We start from the raw sequence: 2599 nt of genomic DNA, 5'->3' as shown, positions 1-2599 counted from the left end.
TCACCGGGGGCAGCACCTGGGCGAACACGTCGCCCTGCGGCTGGCCGAGGATCTGGGCGTAGCCGATCGAGAGCGGGATCGCGCCCTCGACCGCCGCCTGCATCAGCGCGGCGAGACGCTCGACCCGGTCGGGCGCGTCGAGGTCGAAGTAGCTCGCCGCGTCGCCGCCCGATTCGGGGATGGCGGTGACGTTGGAGGCGATCACCGGCGTGCCGAGCGCGAGGCTCTCCAGCACCGGGATGCCCCAGCCCTCGCCGGCGCTCGGGAACACCAGGGCGGAGGCGTTGGCGTAGAGGTCGCCGAGGCCGCGGTCGTCGATCCCGGCCACGTGCACGACGTCGGCCATCGACGAGAGCCGCGCCAGCGTCTCCGGGCGCTCGCCGTCGGGCTTGCCGACCACCACGAGGCGCGCAGCCCCTGTGGGAAGCCGCGCGAAGGCGTCGAGCGTAAGCGCGAGGTTCTTCCGCGGCTCAAGGCGCCCGACCATCATCAGGTAGGGGCGCCCGTCGCGGATCGGCGAGCGGGTGATCGCGCCGGTGCGGGGCGGGCTCGTCCCGCACCGGACCTCGGCGATCCGGGCCGGGTCGATCCGGTAGGTCCGTGCGATCGAATCGCGGCTGTAGCGCGAGATCGTCACGACGAGGCGGGCGCGCTTGGCGCCGAGCCGCGTCAGCAGGCGGGTGCGCCAGCGCATCCCGAAGGAGAAGAACGACGGATGGGTCTCGAACAGGATGTCGTGCACCACGACGACCTGCCGCCCGCCCGGCACCAGGGGCGGGGCGATGTAGGTGGTCACCAGCGCGTCGATCCGGTCGCGGTGGACGAGCCAGGGCCAGACCGCCAGGAGCCGCACGGCCCGCGGAACCCGCGGCAGCCGGACGTGCTCGACGTTGGGGCCGGAGATCATCGTCGCGGCGCGCCCCGGGTCGTCGGAGTAGATCACGTAGGTCGCGTCCGGGTGGCGCGCCACGGCGCGGCCGACCACGTTGACGAGCCAGGTGCGGCTGCCCTGCATCTTGCCGACGAGGACGTGGGCATCGATTCCGATCCGGAGTGTCATGTCAGGGGCTCCGATAGGCGCCGAAGGACGGGGCCTCGTTGGGGGCGTAGGGGCGGCCGGGCAGGTCCCGCGTCGCCCCGAGCGGGATGCCGGGGCGCGCGAGCGCGCGGGTCAGCGCGAAGCCGTTCGCGAAGGGTTTTGCGATGTCGGCGAAGGCCGGCGCCTCGGTGAGGTCCGGCGCACGCGATCCCAGCGGCAGCGACGAGCCGTCGTCGGTGCGGGTGGCGCCGTAGGCGTAGAGCCGGCCGCCGGCGGCGTGCCGCAGCAGGTTCGGGCCGATGGCGTTGCCGCGGCCCGTGCTCGTGGCCTCGACGGCGATGGCGGCGACGTTCGCCCGCGTCGCCACCACGATGTTGTTCAGGACGCGGTTGTCGACGGTGCGGCCGACCTGCTTGGTGTAGTCGCTGGCCAGCACGATCTCGCCCTTGTAGGCGTGCCGGCCGCCGGAATCGGCCATGTTGCCGACGACGGTGTTGTTGGACACGAGGTTCCGGCCGGCGTCGAACAGGTTGATGCCGGCGCCGTCGTTGCCGGTCGCGACGTTGAAGGCGACGAGGTTGTCGTCGCACCACTGGTCGACCTGGATGCCGTTGCCGTCCTGCCCCGTGGTCTCGCGCTGCCCGGTGACGACGTTGTAGCGGATGGTGTTGCGGTCGCCCGCGTCCTGGGCGGCATCCTTGGCGTAGACGTGGATGCCCGAGGTGCCCGACATGCCGACGCCGTTGTCGTGGACGCGGTTGCCCTCGACGACGTAGCCGGAGCCGTTGATCTCCATCCCGTGGATGCCGCTGCCGGAGACCGTGTTGCCCGCGATGATCGTCGGGTCGTCGGCGGGCGCGTTGATCACGTCGACCGCGATGCCATGGGTCTTGTTGCCGGTGAGCCGGTTGCCGAGGATGCGATGCCCGGCCCCGGAGCCGTCGCCGATCCAGATGCCGAGGCCCGAGGCGTCGACGGCCGAATCCCGCACCGTGACGTGGTGGCTCCCCCGGCGCAGGATGAACCCGGACTTCACGGCCCCCCGCACGGTCAGCCCGGACACCGCGACGTGGGCGGCGTTCTCGAACACCACCGAGTTCGACAGCACCGGCTCGGTGCCGGGCACCGCGGCGAACGTCACCGGCGCCTCGGCGGTGCCGCGGGCCGCGACGACCACGACGCCATCGAAGCGGCCGCCCTTGACCAGCACCGCGCTGCCCGCCGCGAGGCTCGCGAACGGCACCGCGGACAGCGCCGCGACCGTCCGGTAACCGGGCATGGTCGAGCCCGCCGGATCGACGAGGATGCGCTGCAGGCTCGGCGGCTCCGCCGGCTGGCAGGCGGTGGCCGCCACCAGCATCGGCAGGAGCGCGACCAGAACCGCCGCCCGGATGCGGTTCGTCACGCGGCCTCCGCGAAGGCGCGGGCGATGGCGAGGCGCTTGCGGCGCTGGAACAGCCGGCGCCACACCTGTCTCTTATACACTGATGCCGGTGCGGAGGATATGCAGTGTGTAGATGTGGGTGGTAGCCGTATGATTAAAAAAAAAAGGGGGGGGGG

Annotated in this window: 2 protein-coding genes; both read right to left on the bottom strand. The window is 72.1% G+C overall.

Annotated elements, in window-relative coordinates; genetic code table 11:
• A partial coding sequence (locus tag FV223_RS24945; protein WP_147729476.1) for a glycosyltransferase family 1 protein occupies positions 1-1060 on the bottom strand: 1060 nt, incomplete at its 3' end.
• Between the two features lies 1 nt (position 1061).
• Positions 1062-2444 (bottom strand): right-handed parallel beta-helix repeat-containing protein, encoded by a 1383-nt coding sequence (locus FV223_RS24940; protein ID WP_246689798.1) that lies wholly within the window; start codon positions 2442-2444, stop codon positions 1062-1064.
• Positions 2445-2599: the final 155 nt, after the last annotated feature.

The organism is Methylobacterium sp. WL116 (assembly GCF_008039455.1).
GTDB lineage: Bacteria > Pseudomonadota > Alphaproteobacteria > Rhizobiales > Beijerinckiaceae > Methylobacterium.
The sequence above is the reverse complement of the archived record's forward strand: the minus strand, read 5'-3'. Positions and strand labels throughout refer to the sequence as shown.